Source organism: Haloarcula sp. CBA1129, from assembly GCF_008729015.1.
In the GTDB taxonomy this organism is placed as follows: Archaea; Halobacteriota; Halobacteria; order Halobacteriales; family Haloarculaceae; genus Haloarcula.
Genome location: NZ_RKSM01000001.1, coordinates 1,923,500 through 1,937,823 on the forward strand (window position 1 = coordinate 1,923,500; position 14,324 = coordinate 1,937,823).

The 14,324-nt window shown below is 63.7% G+C and carries 20 protein-coding genes; 12 read left to right on the top strand and 8 right to left on the bottom strand.

Annotated features, from left to right (window positions below; genetic code table 11):
• The first annotated feature begins 26 nt into the window (after nucleotides 1-26).
• Complete coding sequence (locus Har1129_RS09550) at nucleotides 27-629, top strand: metal-dependent hydrolase (protein WP_151100432.1); 603 nt, start codon at nucleotides 27-29, stop codon at nucleotides 627-629.
• A gap of 24 nt (nucleotides 630-653) precedes the next feature.
• Here the strand turns inward: Har1129_RS09550 and Har1129_RS09555 are convergent, their stop codons facing one another.
• The 3 genes from Har1129_RS09555 to Har1129_RS09565 all read right to left on the bottom strand — a co-directional run bounded on the left by Har1129_RS09555 (nucleotide 654) and on the right by Har1129_RS09565 (nucleotide 1,481).
• A complete protein-coding gene (locus Har1129_RS09555) occupies nucleotides 654-905 on the bottom strand; it encodes a KEOPS complex subunit Pcc1 (protein WP_151100433.1) in 252 nt (83 codons plus the stop codon).
• A 106-nt stretch (nucleotides 906-1,011) separates the two neighbouring features.
• The gene (locus Har1129_RS09560; protein WP_004517024.1) at nucleotides 1,012-1,146 is read right to left on the bottom strand and encodes a DNA-directed RNA polymerase subunit P; all 135 of its coding nucleotides are present in this window, start codon (nucleotides 1,144-1,146) and stop codon (nucleotides 1,012-1,014) included.
• A gap of 26 nt (nucleotides 1,147-1,172) precedes the next feature.
• The gene (locus Har1129_RS09565) at nucleotides 1,173-1,481 is read right to left on the bottom strand and encodes a 50S ribosomal protein L37ae (RefSeq protein WP_004591489.1); all 309 of its coding nucleotides are present in this window, start codon (nucleotides 1,479-1,481) and stop codon (nucleotides 1,173-1,175) included.
• A gap of 76 nt (nucleotides 1,482-1,557) precedes the next feature.
• Here Har1129_RS09565 and Har1129_RS09570 point away from each other — a divergent pair, with 76 nt between their 5' ends.
• Both Har1129_RS09570 and Har1129_RS09575 read left to right on the top strand, forming a co-directional pair.
• Nucleotides 1,558-1,782, top strand: coding sequence for a hypothetical protein (locus Har1129_RS09570; RefSeq protein WP_151100434.1), 225 nt, complete (start codon nucleotides 1,558-1,560; stop codon nucleotides 1,780-1,782).
• A gap of 37 nt (nucleotides 1,783-1,819) precedes the next feature.
• Nucleotides 1,820-2,464 carry a hypothetical protein gene (locus tag Har1129_RS09575; RefSeq protein ID WP_151100435.1) on the top strand — a complete coding sequence of 215 codons (645 nt, stop codon included), beginning with the start codon at nucleotides 1,820-1,822 and terminating at the stop codon, nucleotides 2,462-2,464.
• A gap of 21 nt (nucleotides 2,465-2,485) precedes the next feature.
• Here Har1129_RS09575 and Har1129_RS09580 read toward each other — a convergent pair whose 3' ends face one another.
• A complete protein-coding gene (locus Har1129_RS09580) occupies nucleotides 2,486-3,214 on the bottom strand; it encodes a DUF2103 domain-containing protein (RefSeq protein ID WP_011223779.1) in 729 nt (242 codons plus the stop codon).
• 60 nt (nucleotides 3,215-3,274) lie between these two features.
• Nucleotides 3,275-4,111, bottom strand: a complete 837-nt coding sequence (locus tag Har1129_RS09585; RefSeq protein ID WP_151100436.1) for a pantoate kinase — start codon at nucleotides 4,109-4,111, stop codon at nucleotides 3,275-3,277.
• A 153-nt stretch (nucleotides 4,112-4,264) separates the two neighbouring features.
• Between Har1129_RS09585 and Har1129_RS09590 the strand changes: the two genes are divergently transcribed.
• The 4 genes from Har1129_RS09590 to Har1129_RS09605 all read left to right on the top strand — a co-directional run bounded on the left by Har1129_RS09590 (nucleotide 4,265) and on the right by Har1129_RS09605 (nucleotide 5,919).
• Nucleotides 4,265-4,567: a UPF0175 family protein gene (locus Har1129_RS09590; RefSeq protein ID WP_004517029.1), complete on the top strand. Its 303-nt coding sequence runs from the start codon at nucleotides 4,265-4,267 to the stop codon at nucleotides 4,565-4,567.
• Entirely contained in the window at nucleotides 4,564-5,073 is a 510-nt protein-coding gene (locus Har1129_RS09595) for a hypothetical protein (protein WP_151100437.1), read from the top strand. Before Har1129_RS09590 ends, Har1129_RS09595 begins: the two co-directional genes overlap by 4 nt.
• Before the next feature lie 215 nt (nucleotides 5,074-5,288).
• Complete coding sequence (locus Har1129_RS09600) at nucleotides 5,289-5,678, top strand: prefoldin subunit beta (RefSeq protein WP_004591484.1); 390 nt, start codon at nucleotides 5,289-5,291, stop codon at nucleotides 5,676-5,678.
• A gap of 4 nt (nucleotides 5,679-5,682) precedes the next feature.
• Entirely contained in the window at nucleotides 5,683-5,919 is a 237-nt protein-coding gene (locus Har1129_RS09605; protein ID WP_151100438.1) for a DUF3194 domain-containing protein, read from the top strand.
• A gap of 53 nt (nucleotides 5,920-5,972) precedes the next feature.
• Here the strand turns inward: Har1129_RS09605 and Har1129_RS09610 are convergent, their stop codons facing one another.
• Both Har1129_RS09610 and Har1129_RS09615 read right to left on the bottom strand, forming a co-directional pair.
• Nucleotides 5,973-6,299 (bottom strand): hypothetical protein, encoded by a 327-nt coding sequence (locus Har1129_RS09610; protein WP_151100439.1) that lies wholly within the window; start codon nucleotides 6,297-6,299, stop codon nucleotides 5,973-5,975.
• Nucleotides 6,300-6,377: 78 nt separating this feature from the next.
• Nucleotides 6,378-6,911 carry a hypothetical protein gene (locus Har1129_RS09615; protein WP_151100440.1) on the bottom strand — a complete coding sequence of 178 codons (534 nt, stop codon included), beginning with the start codon at nucleotides 6,909-6,911 and terminating at the stop codon, nucleotides 6,378-6,380.
• Between the two features lie 316 nt (nucleotides 6,912-7,227).
• Here Har1129_RS09615 and Har1129_RS09620 point away from each other — a divergent pair, with 316 nt between their 5' ends.
• The 5 genes from Har1129_RS09620 to Har1129_RS09640 all read left to right on the top strand — a co-directional run bounded on the left by Har1129_RS09620 (nucleotide 7,228) and on the right by Har1129_RS09640 (nucleotide 12,717).
• Entirely contained in the window at nucleotides 7,228-7,689 is a 462-nt protein-coding gene (locus Har1129_RS09620) for a bifunctional nuclease family protein (RefSeq protein WP_151100441.1), read from the top strand.
• A gap of 43 nt (nucleotides 7,690-7,732) precedes the next feature.
• On the top strand, nucleotides 7,733-8,407 hold the full coding sequence (locus Har1129_RS09625) for an HAD family hydrolase (protein ID WP_151100442.1): 675 nt from the start codon (nucleotides 7,733-7,735) through the stop codon (nucleotides 8,405-8,407).
• A 90-nt stretch (nucleotides 8,408-8,497) separates the two neighbouring features.
• Nucleotides 8,498-10,951: a bacterio-opsin activator domain-containing protein gene (locus Har1129_RS09630; RefSeq protein ID WP_151100443.1), complete on the top strand. Its 2,454-nt coding sequence runs from the start codon at nucleotides 8,498-8,500 to the stop codon at nucleotides 10,949-10,951.
• Between the two features lie 99 nt (nucleotides 10,952-11,050).
• Nucleotides 11,051-11,350: a HalOD1 output domain-containing protein gene (locus Har1129_RS09635; protein ID WP_151100444.1), complete on the top strand. Its 300-nt coding sequence runs from the start codon at nucleotides 11,051-11,053 to the stop codon at nucleotides 11,348-11,350.
• A 398-nt stretch (nucleotides 11,351-11,748) separates the two neighbouring features.
• A complete protein-coding gene (locus Har1129_RS09640; RefSeq protein ID WP_151100445.1) occupies nucleotides 11,749-12,717 on the top strand; it encodes a hypothetical protein in 969 nt (322 codons plus the stop codon).
• Between the two features lie 72 nt (nucleotides 12,718-12,789).
• Here the strand turns inward: Har1129_RS09640 and Har1129_RS09645 are convergent, their stop codons facing one another.
• Nucleotides 12,790-14,298: a (R)-citramalate synthase gene (locus Har1129_RS09645; protein ID WP_151102128.1), complete on the bottom strand. Its 1,509-nt coding sequence runs from the start codon at nucleotides 14,296-14,298 to the stop codon at nucleotides 12,790-12,792.
• Nucleotides 14,299-14,324: the final 26 nt, after the last annotated feature.

The following is a 14,324-nucleotide window of genomic DNA, read 5'->3' on the forward strand; positions in this document are numbered from 1 at the left end:
CCGGCTCCGGGCCCTTGTACAGGTATATGATGCTGCCGACACATGCGATAGCGGGGCTTGCCATCGCAGCACCGCTGCTCGTTCTTGCGCCAGACCACGCCGCGGCGGCGCTCGCTGGCGGCCTCGTCGGTGGCGTCCTGCCCGATCTCGACCTATACTCGGGTCATCGGCGCACATTGCACTATCCCAGTTGGTACACGCTCGCGGCTCTCCCGACTGCTGGGTTCGCTGCTGTCCTCCAGACACCACTGCTCATTGCGCTCACTTTCGCGTTGATGGGCGCTGCCCTCCACTGCCGGATGGACCGGTACGGCGGCGGCCTCGAACTCCGCCCGTGGGAGGCGACATCCGAACGTGCCGTGTACGACCACGTCCGCGGGCAATGGCGGTCGCCGAAGCGATGGATACAGTACGATGGTTCGCCCGCGGATGTGGGGCTGATGGTGGTTGTGGGTGGGCCGTTGTTCGTCGTTCTGGACGGCCCGTTTCAGTGGGTCGTCGGCGCGGCCCTCGTCACCGGCGCGACGTACGGACTCCTCCGTCGTCGGTTGGCAACCCTTGCTCCGGTCGTGTTCGGCAACCTCCCCGAGTCGATCGGGGCCCACGTCCCGGACCGCTACCGACAGTAACGCTCGGCTGCCGCACCGCTTTCCTCACTGCGGTCTCGCGAAAGAGTCCTCGGCAACGCCACGTAGCGTCAGCCATGTGTTGATGCCGGCCCGCAGTGCAACGAGATCGGCCGCCTCAACCGTGAGTTCGACCCGCTGTCCGTCCCGACTGAGGCGCGCCGTCGTCCGGTCTCCCTCGATATCGTCGATTTCGGGACGGATACTCCGTTCGATTGCGCGAGCGCGGTCAGCGCTGTCGTACTCGGCGGTGAGGTGGGTCTGGTGTGACACAGTTATCCTGTTCGGGATGGGGCGTCATCGCATCGGTCACGGGACTGCCCCAGAAAAGCCGTTTCAACGTGGCACAGCCGGTTATCGACTATCGGCCGCGTCACCGACAGCCTCAGTTGACGTTGATCTCTTTGACGTCGGGCGACCGCTCCTTCAGCAGGACGCGGTGTCCGCAGTACGGACAGCGAACGCCGCCGTACTCGTCCAGCGTCACGTCGCGCTTACAGCGTGAACACTTGTAGCTCATAGTTGAGAGATAGGAACGGAGGTCCTTTACTCCTCGTCTTCGGACAGTGCGGCCCGAATGGAGCGTCGAACGGTCTTGCCGCCGGGCGTTTCCGGCTTGTAGCTGCCGCCGGTGAACTTGTAGTCACAGTAGCTGCACTGCCAGATGCCCGTGCCCTGACGGTCGACGCGGTCTTCGCCGCAGTTCGGACAGGCGTGGTCCTCGTTCATCTCCGATTCGATCTCCGCGACGCGGCGTCGGGACACGCGACCGTAGCGAGCGCCGAAACGGCCCGAGCTGCCGGTCTTTCCGCTCTTGCTAGCCATAGTGGTCTGTTGTCCGCCGAGCGGCCACATAAGGCCTTCGAGATGCGGTCCGGTCGGCCGACGGCCACAGGGGTTTAATCCACGCCGCCAGCAACGGCCGACCGACATGGACGAGATACTCGATGTCGTCGACTTCGTCGCGGACTCCGGGTTCGAGGGTATCGTTACGTGGCTCGTGCGACTTGTCGGTCTCGTCGCACTGCTGGGCGGGCTCGGTCTGTGGCTGTTCACAGACATGGGACTGCTCGTGGTGCCGGGAGTGCTGATACTCGTCGGCGTCGTCCTGCTCGTCGCCCCCAGCATCCTCCTGCTGGCCGCGGAGCTAGCCTAGGAACCACTCAATAGGCCGGCGGGCAAACAATCGGTCGATGGCAGCGTTCGACGGACTCCGAAGTCGCCTCCAGCGGGTCGTACCAGCCACGAGCGGGCGGCTTACGGCCTCGGAATTCCTCCTCTCGGGCGCGGCGGCCGGGCTGGTCGGCTGGGGCGGCACGCAGGCAATAGCCCGGCTGGACCACGTCGATACCGCGCTGCTGGCGGCGGTGCTGTGGGCCGTTCTTATCAGCGGTTTCGTCGGACTGACGGTCCTGCACGCACCGGACTCGGTCCGCTTTTCCGACGCAATGTTTGCTTGGGGAGCAGTCAACACTACCGCGACTGCGCTGACAGTCGGCGGCCTCCTCGATATCGTCCCCGAGCGACTGGCGTTCTGGCACGCGTGGGTCGGTGCAACGGCCGTCGGCTACTGCTGGACCGGCGGCGTCCTCGAAGGGGCCGGCCAGCCTGCGCGCGGCCGCGGCTACCTCGGTGCAGGCGTCGTCGGCCTCTGTCTGCTCGCTGTCGGAGCCGTAGCGTTTCCGCTGATCGCTCCGACGGGCTATCTGGCGCTCGCCGTGCTCCATGCGCTCCCGATGTTCCTCGACGTGCGAACGGCTTTGCCGGCGATTCGCCGGACTGTTGTCGTCGGAGTCGCGGTCGCCGCTGTGCTCGCTGTCAGCGTCGTCGTGGCGTGACCGCAGGTCCCGAAGCGAGCACTACTCTTGCAGTTCAGCTTCTCTGAGCGCCTCATTCAGGTCGGCTCGGACGTGTTCACCGAGTTCGCGGTCACCGGCCGTCGTGACGACGCGGTTCTCTTGCACGCTGGAGCCGTCACGGATGAGCACCCGGACGTTGCCGTTGGCGTCGGCGCGGGTCGCCTTCGCGCGAACACCTGTCGGCGAACTCGCGCCACCGGCGTCGATGGGGCCGGGGATGACCTTCTTGACGTGGGGATGGCCGGCGACGGTCTGAATGACGCGCTGGCCCGACCGGCCGCCGATGAGCGTCGAGTGGCTCCCGCCAAGTTTCTCCGCCGGCGCGGCGTCGACCACTTCCAGCGCGGGCTCGCCCTGTCGGTCGATGACCCGCTGAACCGGGTCGTCACCCTCGACACGAAAGAACTCGTAGTGCAGTTGCGGGCGGACGGCGGCGATGACATCGCGGTCGCCCGTGACGTACACCTCTTCGGGCCGCTTGCGCCGGACTTCGTCTGCGACGAGGCCGGCGAAGTTGCGAAGCTCGACGACGACGGTTTCGTCGCTCCCCTCACCCTCCGGCGTCGTCGTCACCGTGCGCTGGCCCACGACCGAGCCGTCGAGCAGCGATGTCACCGTCGCTCGCTCGCGGTCGAGTTCGAGGACGACGGCGTCCGTGTTGGCAGTGTGACAGACCAGACAGTAGTCGCCCGGTCGGTCAAGCGGCGTGGCGCACTGCCGACAGTCCATAGCTGAGGCTACGGGTCCGTGCGGATAAGGAGGCCGGTTCGCGTCCTAGCAGTAGCAGGCTCAGTCCTCGTCTTCGATGGTCGCACCGGGTGGGTAGATGGCACAGACAGCAGCGTCGTACCCCGCATCGGAGAGGCCAGTCCCGAGCGCGAACACCGTTTCGCCGAGCATCGCCATCGCGGCGTCTCCGCCGGCTTCGGTCACGTCGTCGATGACTCCTTTCACCTCCGGCGTCAGCAGGTCCGCCTCACGGGAGAACTGCCGGGAGGCCTGCACGAACGTCGATAGTTTCGGCTCCTTCACGACGGTTGAGAGTGCGCGCTCGCCGGCAGCCGTCAGCGTCTCCGTATCGCCGCCGACCACGTCCGCTGTCGATAGCTCACCGAGCGTGGTGTACTCGATGCGGCTGCGGGCCGGGATGGCATCGAGATAATTGAACTGCGGCCCGCCGGGTTCAAGACGGAGCGGGACGCCGCCGCGGGCCTGCGCGACAACGTCGCCGAGGCCTGAGCCGGACTGAACCTCTGCGCCGTGGGCGATGGTCACCAGTTCGTTGTACGAGAGTCCGTGGCCGAAGACGGCGTTAGCCGCCAGCGCAGTGCCGAGCGCCAGCCCACCGGAGACGCCGAAGCCGGACCCAAGCGGGAGCGGCGTTTCGGCGGTGACAGTCGCTGTGGTTCGCAACGCGTCCAGCACTCGCTCGACGGCTTCCACCTCAATCGGCTCGTCGTTCAGCGTTATCTCGGTTTCAGCCCCGCGGCTGACAGTGACGGCGACGCCGTCAGACAGGGCCAGCCCGCCCCCGCGGGAGCCGGTCTCGACCGGGTCCTCGCCCCGGTCAACGGTAAAAAAGCCCGTGATGTGGCCGGGAACGAACGCATGTGCTTCGTCGCTCATTGCCTCTCCGTGGGACCCGGCGGCGTTAAGGATTGGTGGTCGGTCCTTCCGTTCGGATTGGCTTCCAGACGGCTCGCTAGAGTGTCAGGAGGGCGACAGGCGGTTCCCCGACCCGTAGTTTGATGTGCGTTTACGGCGGATGACTGTGCAAACATGCCGACAATCAGCGCGCGGCTCCCGAGCGAAGAGAAAGACGAACTGGATGACGTCGCCGAGTTGCTCTCCGAGGACCGGTCGACCACGATTCGGAAGGCCCTCCGGGAAGGGCTGGAAACGCTCCGGCTCCGCGTCGCCGTCGAGCAGTACCAGTCCGGCGACGTGTCGGCGGCCGAAGCCGCACAGCTTGCGGACCTCTCCATCGCGGAGTGGCTCGACGTGGCTCGCGAACGCAACCTGACGACGCAGCTTGAGCTGTCCGATCTGGAGCTCGATGCTGACACGGCCGCGGAGCTATGACCCGCATCTACGTCGGGCCGACGGGGCTGTACTCGCTGGGGCAGGTGGGAGAGCTGTCACTGCTGGACGCGTTCGACGGCGACATCGTCATTCCGGAGCCTGTCATCAATGACGTCCAGATCGAACCGACCGCGACAAACCTGACGGAGTACCGCGAGAGCGGTATCGACACCGACATCGATGGGGGGCACGTCGACCAAGCAGAATCCCTGCTCGGTGATGCCGACCTCGGAGCCGCTGTGACGGTGCTGGCCGGCGTGTTGGCCCATCGTGACAGCGACGACCGCTCCGCCGTGGCTGTCGTCTCCGAGGACCGTACTGTCCGCCGGATGGCACAGGGGCTTGGGGCGGAGGTGACGAGCAGTTTCGGCGTCGTGGTCCGGGCCGCTATCGAGGACAAGTATCTCAAACCGACACAGGCAAAGCGGATCGTCAGGCGCATCGATCAACACGGGATGCACCTGACCGGGGAGCTGCGCGAGCGGGCAGTTGGCGAGGTCGCGTAGAGCTGACCCGATACACAGCCATGTCGCAGATAGCTCGGGTCGGTCCTGTTTCTCCGTAGTGCTTTCATACTGCGGGCTCCAGTCGGCTTCCCTCGTTGAGACGGACGATATACCTCGGTTTCGAGCGCTACAGAGCCTGAGACAGTCAGGGTGCTGTCACCCACGCCCGGAGCTAGATGCATGGGTTTAACACTCCGGCTCCCAACTCTGGAGGTATGCAGGGTAATCTTCCGCCTGAAGCACAGGAGAAGCTCGAGGAACTGCAGGACCTTCAGCAGACAGCACAGCAGGTCGCCGCACAGAAACAGCAGGCCGAGACCGAACTCCAAGAGTCCCAGACGGCTCTTGACGAGCTCGACGACATTGACGAGGACTCGACCATGTACCGCGAGGTCGGCGAGCTCCTCGTGAAGACCGAGTTCGACGAGGCACAGGATGACCTCGAAGAGAAGGTCAACAGCCTCGAAGTCCGCGTCGAGACGCTCGAAAAGCAGGAAGAGCGCGTTCAGGAGCAGTTCGAAGAGCTCCAGAGCGAGCTCCAGCAGATGCTCGGCGGCGCAGGCGGCGCGGGTCCGGCCGGCGGCCCCGGCGCTGGCGGCGCATAAGGCGATGCCGACAGACGCTGAGGTCGTCGAGACAGCCTCGACCGCAGCCGAAGACGTTGTCTTCTCACGATACGATGTCGGCGCGGTCGAGGACCTCGACGTGACTGTCACCTTCGAAGACGGCGTACTAGACGTCGACGTGTACGTCAATGCGCCCGACAGTCGTCAGGACGAGACACAGGTTGCGGACGACGCCGCCCTTGCCGCCCGGGCTGCCGTCGACGACCTGTTCGAGGAATAGGGACCCGCAACGGGGCGGGCAGCCACTCGGTATTTTACCGACGCCGCGAACCGTCAGTCGTGACTGTCGACGGCTGGGTCCCCGGTCCGGTCGCTCGCGAACCCGGTTCGGAACGCAATCCAGCCGAGCACTGAGACGAACAGTATCGGCGGGAGAATCATGAACCCCCATAGCGGGTCCAGTCCCCAGCCAAGTAGCAGGGCCAGATCGAACAGTCCGATAGCGAGAAACGGCGCGACGAACATGAGGGCTCGCTTCCGGTTCATGCCGCCAGACGATTCCGACGCCGACGAGCCCTCGTCACCCGCAAGTAGGTCCGCAGTCGTGCGGTCACCAGTTCCGTCGTCAGCGTGGACGCTGGACTCGGCGGTGTCATCCATAGGTAGCCCTCGGAGTTCAGCAAGCAAAAAAACCGCGCTTGGTCAGTATTCGGAGGAGAGCCGTCAGGTCAGAGGGGATTACGCGTCGCTGTCGTCGCTATCGTCCGCAGTGGGCTGTTCGTCGTCCACATCCGTTTCGTCAGTGGCGGCCTCGTCAGCATCCGCGTCGCCAGTGGACTCCGCGTCAGCGCCTTCAGATGTCGATTCGGTCTCGTTCTCGGCCCCGTCGCTCTCATCACCGGGCGTCAGGTCGCTGATCTGTGCGCCCAGATCGCCCGCGAGGTTGCCAGCCTGCTTTTGCCCGATGAGGGTGTGGATCTCGCTGACGAAGTCAGGGACCTGCTCGGGGAGGTCCGACGGCGGGCCGCGCTGGTCGCCTGCTTCGCCACCGTCAGCGGGTGGGCCACGACGGTCAGCCGCCTCAGCGGCGGCACCCGATTCGTTCTCGCCTGCGTTCGCTGTTTCGTTCGCTGCCTGCTCGGCTGCGTTGTCCGCCTGTGCGTTGTCCGCATGGTCATCGGCCTGTGCGCTTGCTGCGCCGGGCAGTGCCGCCGCCGAGCCCGTGATGACGAGCACGGCAAGCAGGCCGCCGGCAATCGTAGTGAGTTTCATTGTGGTCGTTGCCTCCGCTCCTCTCTCTGGCCCAGTGGCATATGAAGGGGGATAGCGGGAAGTGCGAATTAAGTCGAATTTGTCCGAATTGAGTGTTCTCTCGTTTGTTTTAATTCGATTTAATCCCGATTTAGTGTGCGCTCACCACTCCGTCGGGTCCAGACCGGACTGCTGGATGGGATAGCTAGCGTGCGCGTCGCGTAGCCGGTCCGGTTGACGAAGACGTGGCCGAGGCGGTCAGGCAATAGCGGACAGGATCGGTCCCTGAAACCGCTGCCGGGGTAGCTTTTCATACCCGCGAGCCCAACGCTGGACCATGGAATACGATGCCACGGTCGAAGGGGTCGGCGTCGGCGTCAGCGAGGAAGGGAGCGGCACGCCGGTCGTCCTGCTCCGTGCGCGTGAGGAGATTGTCCCCATCTTCGTCAGCAAGGATCAGGCCCAGTCGATGCAGTTGGCGATGGCCGGCGAGCCCTTCGAGCGCCCGCTCACCCACGACCTGCTGGTCGAGATGGTGACGGAGTTCGGGGCCGCCATCGACCGGGTCCGTATTGACGATCTGGCCGACGGGACCTTCTACGGGAAGATCGACGCGGAGCAGTACACCGACGACCGGCGCAAGGACATGGTGTTCGACGCCCGCCCTTCGGATGCTATCGCGGTTGCGCTCCGGGTGGATTGTCCGGTCGTCGTAACGGACGACGTTATCGACGAGGCCGGGCGACCGCCGGAGCAGTTCGATCAGGGCGGGAGCGGCAGCGAGGACCTCGGGCTGTGAGAACGCGAAACCTTTCTGCGTCTGTCCGCCCTCGTGATGTGTGATGGGGTACGAATCGGTCATCTTCGACAACGACGGCGTGTTGCTGACGCTAACGGACATGGACGCACATTACGTCGGCGCGCGCCGGGCCTTCGAGGAACTCGGTGTTGTGTCGCCGTCGGCAGCCCACGTCGAGGCGATGAGTATCGGCGTGACGGTGCCCGAACTGACCGATATCTGCACCCAGTACGATATCGACCCTGAGCGGTTCTTCCGGGCGCGTGACGAGGCACTGACCGAGGTTCAGCGGTCGCTCATCCGGGCCGGCGAGAAACAGCCCTACTCCGACGTATCCGTGCTCGGCCGACTGGACTGTCCGCTGGGCGTGGTGTCCTCGAACCAGCGTGAGACTGTCGCCTTCGCCTTCGAGCAGTTCGATATCGGCCATTACTTCGACACCGTCTGGGCCCGGGAGCCGACAGTCGAGAGTCTTCGGCGGAAGAAGCCGCGACCGTACTACATCGAGCGGGCGATGGCAGACCTCGACGTCAGCGACGCCCTGTTCGTCGGCGACAACGAATCCGACATCGAGGCCGCACACCGGGCCGGCATCGACTCGGCGTTTATCCGTCGCCCACATCGGGTCGACACTCAACTCGACGTGACGCCGGACCACGATGTGTCCGGCCTCGAAGACGTGGTTCGGATCGCTGGCCGGCATAGCGGGAGTGACTGAGCCGTATCCACACCTAATAAATACACATCTATCCCGTTCTGGTACGTATACTGAAAGCAACCTTTCCCATGGCAAGTGCCGTAAAACGGTATGGAGAAGCCGGTCGGTGGAACGGATGAGAACGAACAAGCGGCACGTGACACGCCGGCACAGCAGTCCCCCCCTGTGCTGTTGGAGACGCTCGCCGCGCGAATGCCCGAGCCAGTGGTCGTTACCGCCGCAAGCGGAGAGATACAGACCGGGAACGACCATCTCTGTGACCTCCTCGACTCGGACCCGTCGGACGTGTTTGGGAGCCCAATAGCTGAGTTCTTCCCGGGATTGAGTGATGTTGACCTCGGAACCCACTGCAGTCAGTCGCCAGGAACACCGCTGGTGTCGTCGTGTTCCGTCGGTGATACGGACCAGTGGGTCGAGATTACCTTCGAGCCCCAGCAGTGGGACGGCGAGGCGCTGTACCTTGGTATCGTCCACGATATCACCGAGCGCCACGAGCGGACGGAGATGCTCGAACAGTACGAGCGCATCGTCGAGACCATCGAGGACGGGATATACACGCTTGACGAGGCGTTCACGATGCAGACGGTCAACAGCGCCGTCGAGTCGATGACCGGCTACGACAAGGACACACTGGTCGGGTCGAACGCGACGCTGCTGGCGGACGAATCAGTCATCGAGGACGCTGCGGAGATGTCACGGCAGTTCATCGAAGGTGAACGCGACGTGGGGACGCTGACGACGGACCTCAGAACGGCTGACGGGGACACGCTCCCGATAGAGACCAAGTTCACGACGTACGACCGCGAAGACGGGAGCTACCGGCAAGTCGGCGTCGTTCGTGACATCTCGGACCGGAAGCGGTTCGAGGAGACGCTCGCGGCGTTACACGAGTCGACCCGAAAGCTGTTACACACGGAAACGAAGACTGCCGTAGCAGAGCAGATACTCGACACGGCCGTCGACGTGCTGGAGCTCCCTGACGTGGGGATTTACCTGTTCGACCGAAGCGACAACACTCTCCATAGCGTCGGCGACGCCGGGGAGAACCGGAGTTCGTCAATCGGGCCGGGGGACAGCACAGTGTGGGACGTGTTCGTGCAGGACAGCGCCGTCGAGGTCGCCCCGGGAGAGAGTATCGACCTCGGGGTGGGCCCGGTCACGGTGGACGCGAAGCGACTCTGTCTCCCGCTCGAAGACCACGGCGTGTTCTACATCGAACTGGGCGAGCAACACAGCGACGCCAGAACGCGCGAGATGGTTGACCTGCTCGCTGCCAGCGCGGAAGCCGCGCTTGCGCGCGTCGACCGCGAGACGACGCTCCGCGAGCGCGAGGCCGAGCGCCGCGAACAGAACCGTGAGCTGCGACGGCTCAAGCAGGTCAACGCGATTATCCGCCGGATCGATCAGGTGCTCGTCGACGCGGAGACCACCGAGGAAATCGAGCAGGCGGTGTGTGACCAGTTGGCCGAATCACAGTGGTTCTCCTTCGCTTGGCTCGGCCGACAGGATGCGACGGAACTCGTGCCCAGAGCGTGGGCGGGTGACACCGCTAGCTATCTGGACGCCATCTCGCTGTCGCTGGAGCGCGACGGGGGGCCGCCGGCCGTCCAGACTGCCCAGTCCGAAGCAATGACTATCATCCCGTCAGTGGCAGACAACCTCCGGGGAGACCACTGGCGGACGGAAGCGCTGTCTCGCGAGTTCCAGTCAGCGCTCAGTATCCCACTCGAATACGACGACTTCGTCTACGGGGTCCTGACAGTGTACGCCGAGCAGGAAAACGGGTTCGACGAGATGCTGCAGGAGGTGTTCGCCGAACTCGGTGAGACCATCGCGAACGCGATACGGGAGGTCGAGTCCCGACAGCGACGGGCCGGCGACGGAACCGTCGAACTTGAACTATCACTGTCAGCCCCACAGTCGTTCCTGACACAGCTCTCAGATCGGGTCGGCGTACAGGTCGTCTGTGAGGGAGCCGTACAGCGCAGCGACGGGGCGATCCGTCTCTTCCTCGCGATCTCGGACTGTGACCCGACTGTCGTCGAGGAGCAGATGCTGTCGATGGCTCGTGTTGACACAGCACGAGCGATTTCGACCGACCAGTCCGACGGGCTTTACGAAGTCGTCGTGACGGGCCAGACCGTCGCGGAGACGCTACTGGAACAGGGCGGGCGGTTGAAATCGATCCGAACGTCGACGGGCGGACTCACGGTGACCGTTGTCGTCTCGGGTGAAACCGATGTCCGGCAGTTCGTCGAACAGCTCGGCGAACGCTACGCCAACGTCGCACTGATCGCGCGCCGTGACGGCTCACAGTCCGACGGTCAGAGAGACGGGACGGTCCGGTCGGCACTGGAAGAGCAACTCACCGACAGACAGCTCGAAGTGCTCCAGACAGCGTATCTGAGTGGCTTTTTCGACTGGCCCCGGGAGACGACCGGTCAGGAGATCGCGTCCAGTCTGGACGTGTCACAGCCGACGGTCAATCGGCATCTTCGCGTCAGCGAGCGAAAACTGCTCGAACTCGTGTTCGGCGATAGCTGATCCCGGCGCTATACTATTAGTGACCAGTCCGGCAGACTGTATCTGTATAGCCACAATCGCCTTTTCAGTCACCAATCAAGAGACAAACAGCGACGACCCATGTCCCAAGCAAAACTGGTCTACAGACCGACACCCAACGAACCGCTGAGCGAAACCATCGTCCACGCCGTGGCCGACACGCTGGGTGTCGACCCCGTCGATCTTGATGACCGAATCAGTGACTGTATCGACCCTGATGCGCTTGACCGACTGTTTCGTCCCGATACGGACGGTACACCGAGTCCTGACGGACTCGTCGTATTCAGTATGGCTGGCTGTCGTATCGAAGTCGAAGGGAACCGTTCGGTGCTAGTGACACCGTCCCGTGACGTCTCGGCGGCTACCGAACTCGAAGCGTAGGCTCAGTCTGCGGCCATGCTACTGCTGTGTGTTGACCGTATTTAGAAGGGGTACTACTGCCCATATCCGTATTATTGTCACCTTATTTTACTCTCTCGGTTAGCTGGATTTTGAATTTTTCAGTAAGTAGATGTTTCTTTCGCGGTAGCAATTGAAAAACTGGTACGTAAATTGGATCAAGTCCGACCAAGTATATTGTTAATAGTATATTACTAGTACCCTACTCGTCAGTACCACTATAAGTGCAACTTTGCCTCTCGATTGTATGGACAGCGAACAACGACTGATCGAAGCCAGCTCGCAGGGCACGGGCAACGAGGCGGTACTCGTTCAACCGAATGCAAAACCGATGGGCAAAACGCGGTTAATCAAACATTATTACCCGGGCGGTGAGTCCGATGAGTGTTGAGTCTCCCTCGGCTGATGCACAGGACCTTCTCGAAGAGGTTCGGACAACCAGTCTCCCCGACAGGGTTGCAGAACTGGCAGACGAGTACGAGCGGGTCTGTGGCGAGCGTGATCGGTTCCTCTGGCAGTGGATCTACTCGCTGTTCCCCGAGTTCACGCTCTCTTCTGTTCATCCGGACCACGCCGACCACGTCCGGACGCAGAAGACGATTCTCACGATGTACGTCACAATGCTTGACGACATCGTCGAGAACGACGGGGACCGGGACACCTTCGAGGAGGCCCGGCGCCTCGTCCAAAACCCGTCGGCCGTGGACCCGAGCCGTGCGGCGGTAAGCGAGGACTATTTCTCCTTTATCGAGCGTGTGTGGCGGGAGTTCGAGGGCGGACTGACTGAGGCGCCCCGCGTCGACGAGTTCTACGACGTGTTTACTTACGATATGCGGCAGACACTGAACGCCATGGACTACAGCGCGGTCGTCAACGAGAACCCCCGAATCGCGAATCTCAGCGGGGCGGAAACCTACGGGGCACATAACATGGTAATGTTCCCCTACGCGGCCGTCGACCTCATGTACTCGCCGGAGTTTGCGCTTGCCGACTACGGCACGGTTCGGGACCTCATCTGGGACCTGCAGGAGATGGCCCGGATCGGCAACTGGCTCACGACTTGGGAGCGGGAAGTCAAAGAGGGGGATTACACCGCGGGGATCGTCGTCCTCGCACTCCAAGAAGGGTTCGTCACGCCCGAAGAGCTGGAAAACCCCGACGGGAAAGCCGAACTCATCGACAAGATCAAAGCCGAACAGTTCGAGACCAAGTTCCGAGAGCGGTGGGCCGACATCTACCAGTCCGTGCGTGACCGCGAGTTTGACACGGAAAGCGTTGATCTCGATGCGCTGGTCCGGGGCATGGAAACAGTGTTCCAGTACCACGAAGCCAGCCGCGGATACAAATAGCAGAGCGATATTTTGTGGCCCGCTGCAGGGCCGGACGGTTTTGCGTGCTTGAAACAGGGAGCTGTCGTGCCGTCAGTCGTCAGCGACGAGCGGGTCCTCGTCGTCGGCGACGAGGCGGTCCATCGCGTCGACCATCGCACGCACGGACGCCCGAGTGATATCGGAGTCACTGGCGGAGACGACGACGTGGTCGTCGCCGCGTGACATCTCGATTTCGACCGTGACGAGCGCATCGGTCCCGCCCGTGATGGCGTCGACGTGGTAGTCTTCGAGCGTCGCGTCGGCGGTGTGAGACAGCGCTACCTCGGCAGCATTCATCGCGGCGTCGACCGGCCCGGAGCCGACCGCTGCCTCCTTGCGCTCCTCGCCGTCGACCGCGAGCCGGACGCTCGCTGTCGGCGTATCGGAGCCGGAAACGGCGGTCAGGCCGAGCAGTTCGACCCGGCGGTCGCGTGCGTCACCAGTCACCTCGTCGGCGATGGTCAGCAGGTCGGCGTCGGTGACGCGCTTGCCGCGGTCGCCGATCTCCTTGACGCGGTTGACGATCTCCGAGAGCTGGTCATCGGTGACCTCGACGTCGTGTTCGTCGAGGGCGGCCTCGACACCGGCCCGGCCCGCGTGCTTGCCGAGTGCGAGACGGCGTTCGCGGCCCACCTTCTCCGGCGGATACGGCTCGTACATCGAGTCGTCCTTGAGCGTGCCGTCGGTGTGGATGCCGGACTCGTGGGTGAAGGCGTTCTCCCCGACAACCGCCTTGTTGGGGGCCAGTGGGATGCCGGTTCGGTTGGCGATGAGCTGGGCGAGGTCGTACACCTCGGTGAGATCCATTGACTCGACGCCGTAGCCGTGGTCGAGCGCGATGGCTATCTCTTCGAGGGCGACGTTGCCGGCGCGCTCACCAATACCGTTTATCGTCCCGTGGACGAGGTCGGCCCCGGCACCGAGCGAGACGAGGGCGTTCGTCACCGCGAGCCCTAAGTCGTCGTGGGTGTGGGTGCTGACCGGTCCTAGATCCGAGAGCCGGGACACGCATTCGAGCGCGCGGTCCGGCGTCGCGTGGCCGACAGTGTCGGCCCAGCAGATGCGGTCCGCGCCGGCCTCGATAGCGGCCCCGAGCAGTTCTTCGAGGTAGTCCAGATCGGCACGCGAGCCGTCCTCGCCGATGACCTCGACCCAGAGCCCGTGATCGGCGGCGTACTCCACCAGTTCGACAGTGTTGTCGACGTTCTCGGACTTGGAGGTGCCGACCTTCTGCTCTACGTGCTTATCACTGGCCGGGACAACGAGATTGATACCGTCGACACCACAGTCGAGCGCGAGGTCGATATCGTTCTGGATACCGCGACAGAAGCTGGTGACGGTACTGTCGAGGTCAAGCCCTGCGACGCGAGAAATCGTTTCGCGCTCGCCGGGGCCGGTACAGGCGCTCCCGGCCTCGATGACGTCGATACGCGCCGCGTCAAGCGAGCGGGCGATGTCGGCCTTGTCGTCCGGCGTCAGTGAGACGCCGGGGGCCTGCTCACCGTCGCGCAGTGTCGTGTCGAGAAACTGTACCTCACCGACATCTGAGAGCGCACGCATCGCTGGGTGCCCCTCGAACAATGTGT

Bases quoted from the DNA above. Each gene is read 5' to 3' on its own strand.
- Har1129_RS09550 (WP_151100432.1), top strand. From the start codon at position 27: ATGATGCTGCCGACACATGCGATAGCGGGGCTTGCCATCGCAGCACCG.
- Har1129_RS09560 (WP_004517024.1), bottom strand. From the start codon at position 1,146: ATGAGCTACAAGTGTTCACGCTGTAAGCGCGACGTGACGCTGGACGAG.
- Har1129_RS09565 (WP_004591489.1), bottom strand. From the start codon at position 1,481: ATGTGGCCGCTCGGCGGACAACAGACCACTATGGCTAGCAAGAGCGGA.
- Har1129_RS09570 (WP_151100434.1), top strand. From the start codon at position 1,558: ATGGACGAGATACTCGATGTCGTCGACTTCGTCGCGGACTCCGGGTTC.
- Har1129_RS09575 (WP_151100435.1), top strand. From the start codon at position 1,820: ATGGCAGCGTTCGACGGACTCCGAAGTCGCCTCCAGCGGGTCGTACCA.
- Har1129_RS09580 (WP_011223779.1), bottom strand. From the start codon at position 3,214: ATGGACTGTCGGCAGTGCGCCACGCCGCTTGACCGACCGGGCGACTAC.
- Har1129_RS09585 (WP_151100436.1), bottom strand. From the start codon at position 4,111: ATGAGCGACGAAGCACATGCGTTCGTTCCCGGCCACATCACGGGCTTT.
- Har1129_RS09590 (WP_004517029.1), top strand. From the start codon at position 4,265: ATGCCGACAATCAGCGCGCGGCTCCCGAGCGAAGAGAAAGACGAACTG.
- Har1129_RS09595 (WP_151100437.1), top strand. From the start codon at position 4,564: ATGACCCGCATCTACGTCGGGCCGACGGGGCTGTACTCGCTGGGGCAG.
- Har1129_RS09600 (WP_004591484.1), top strand. From the start codon at position 5,289: ATGCAGGGTAATCTTCCGCCTGAAGCACAGGAGAAGCTCGAGGAACTG.
- Har1129_RS09605 (WP_151100438.1), top strand. From the start codon at position 5,683: ATGCCGACAGACGCTGAGGTCGTCGAGACAGCCTCGACCGCAGCCGAA.
- Har1129_RS09610 (WP_151100439.1), bottom strand. From the start codon at position 6,299: ATGGATGACACCGCCGAGTCCAGCGTCCACGCTGACGACGGAACTGGT.
- Har1129_RS09615 (WP_151100440.1), bottom strand. From the start codon at position 6,911: ATGAAACTCACTACGATTGCCGGCGGCCTGCTTGCCGTGCTCGTCATC.
- Har1129_RS09620 (WP_151100441.1), top strand. From the start codon at position 7,228: ATGGAATACGATGCCACGGTCGAAGGGGTCGGCGTCGGCGTCAGCGAG.
- Har1129_RS09625 (WP_151100442.1), top strand. From the start codon at position 7,733: ATGGGGTACGAATCGGTCATCTTCGACAACGACGGCGTGTTGCTGACG.
- Har1129_RS09630 (WP_151100443.1), top strand. From the start codon at position 8,498: ATGGAGAAGCCGGTCGGTGGAACGGATGAGAACGAACAAGCGGCACGT.
- Har1129_RS09635 (WP_151100444.1), top strand. From the start codon at position 11,051: ATGTCCCAAGCAAAACTGGTCTACAGACCGACACCCAACGAACCGCTG.
- Har1129_RS09640 (WP_151100445.1), top strand. From the start codon at position 11,749: ATGAGTGTTGAGTCTCCCTCGGCTGATGCACAGGACCTTCTCGAAGAG.
- Har1129_RS09645 (WP_151102128.1), bottom strand. From the start codon at position 14,298: ATGCGTGCGCTCTCAGATGTCGGTGAGGTACAGTTTCTCGACACGACA.